The organism is Cohnella lubricantis (assembly GCF_014212015.1).
Classification (GTDB): Bacteria; Bacillota; Bacilli; order Paenibacillales; family Paenibacillaceae; genus Cohnella; species Cohnella lubricantis.
Genome location: NZ_JACJVN010000092.1, coordinates 1 through 1,905, shown reverse-complemented (window position 1 = coordinate 1,905; position 1,905 = coordinate 1). Strand labels below are relative to the sequence as shown.

Annotated in this window: 1 protein-coding gene; it reads right to left on the bottom strand. The window is 50.6% G+C overall.

What is annotated here, in order from left to right; genetic code table 11:
- Positions 1–85: 85 nt before the first annotated feature.
- Complete coding sequence (gene ltrA, locus H4Q31_RS19875; protein WP_185180805.1) at positions 86–1,498, bottom strand: group II intron reverse transcriptase/maturase; 1,413 nt, start codon at positions 1,496–1,498, stop codon at positions 86–88.
- Positions 1,499–1,905: the final 407 nt, after the last annotated feature.

Genomic DNA, 1,905 nt, shown 5'->3' with positions numbered 1-1,905 from the left:
AATCGGATAGGAGGCTACCCATTAGTTGAGTAGCCGACCTTCCACACCACCGTACGTACCGTTCGGTATACGGCGGTTCCTTAGTTCACGCAGTGACTTGTCGATAATAATCTGAGAAGAAGAGGAAACCTAGTCCTTTGAGGGTATTGTTGCCGAGGGATTTCGAAAGGATGGGGCTGTTGGAGATTCTCCAGTAGCCCTTTCTCGTGTTTGCGTATTCCCATGCCTTCTGCTTGTGGATTCCGAGTGTCTGTAGCTTTTTGAATTTCGTCTTTACCCGTTTCCATTGCTTCCAGTAGACCATGCGAATGCGTCTTCTCATCCATTCATCCGTCACTTTAAGCTGACTTTTCATATCCGCAATCTTGAAGTAGTTGACCCACCCCATGATGTAGCGTCTAAGTTTTACTGCCCGCTCTTCATTTCCCATCCCATTGCTTCGCCCTGTCAATTCCTTCACTTTGGCCTGCATCTTCATAACGGATTTCGGGTGGATACGCACTCGCGTCTCACCATTCCGCTCATAGAAGGAGAACCCCAGGAATTTGACCTTCTTCGCTTCGTCTACAACCGTCTTTTCCCGGTTTACTTTGAGGAACAGCTTCTTCTCAATGAAGGGAAGAATGTTCTCCAGCGTTCGTTCCGCACTCCTCCTACTCCTGCAGAAGATGAGCAGGTCGTCAGCGTAACGCACGAAGCGATGCCCGCGGCTCTCCAGTTCCTTATCCAGTTCGTTCAGCATGATGTTGCTGAGGATTGGACTCAGGTTTCCTCCCTGCGGCACGCCGATTTCCGTGTCCTCGAAGCGGTGCTTCACGACCACGCCGGCTTTCAGGTACTTATGAATGAGTGAGATGACCCGCCCGTCTTTAATGGTTCGGGATAGTACTTCCACCAACTTGCTTTGGTTCACGGTGTCAAAGTATTTCTCCAAATCCATATCAACCACATATTTATACCCTTCCGCGATGTTGGTCTGGCTTCTCCGGATGGCGCCATGTGCGCTTCGCTTTGGCCGGAATCCGAAACTGTTCTCCGAGAACTGCTTCTCGTAGATCGGCGTAAGGACTTGGGCGATAGCTTGCTGGATGACTCGGTCCACCACTGTTGGGATGCCCAGGTTCCTCTTCTTTCCGTTCTCTTTGGGTATCTCTACCCTTCGAACGGGATTCGGACGGTACGTTCCGTCCAGAATGGATTGCTTGATGGTTTCTCCGTTCTCTTTGAGATATTGTAGAAGTTCATCTACTCCCATCCCATCGATTCCGTGAGAGCCTTTGTTCGCTTTGACCCGCTTGAACGCTTCGTTCATGTTGTCTCTGCTCACGATTTTCTCTAGCAAACCATCCCTCGACTCGGTTGCGTTGGTGTTGTCGGTTTCAGGTATCCTCGCAGGATTGTACGCTCCCGCATATTCTCCATGTTCTGCATGTACGTTCTGCGTCGAGCCTTCTCTTCGAAGTTGGCTGCACTTGACTCCTGCTCTGGTACCTTTCATTGACCTACACCTCCTAAGGTTCAGCCCTTCCTCCGGGTTGTCGACGACCCGAAGTACTATGGCGTCTGCTGACTTCTCATGATAAATCTTGTTTCAACCGTGATTCGAATTCCATCTCCTCACGTCCATGAGACCTCCCACGGTAAGACGATTCACTTTCCTTCCATGTACCCGCATCATTTACACTGAAATGTCTGTGTAGTGTATTGGACTTTGCCTTGTCTTGCAGGCTCATCCCATTCCATATGCCTGATGATGTTCGTGTTCCTCGGGCCGGAAGTTTGCCTCCAGCTTCCTTCAAATTCCACCTCGCGATGGACACCCTTGCTCTTGGCTAGTGGTTGGCCACTACCAGCCCCCACAGCGGACTTTCACCGCCTAGTTAATCGCCATGCGTGGCGCACAAG

What these genes read in the sequence shown, in the direction of transcription:
- ltrA (WP_185180805.1), bottom strand. Translation starts at nt 1,498, where the DNA reads ATGAAAGGTACCAGAGCAGGAGTCAAGTGCAGCCAACTTCGAAGAGAA.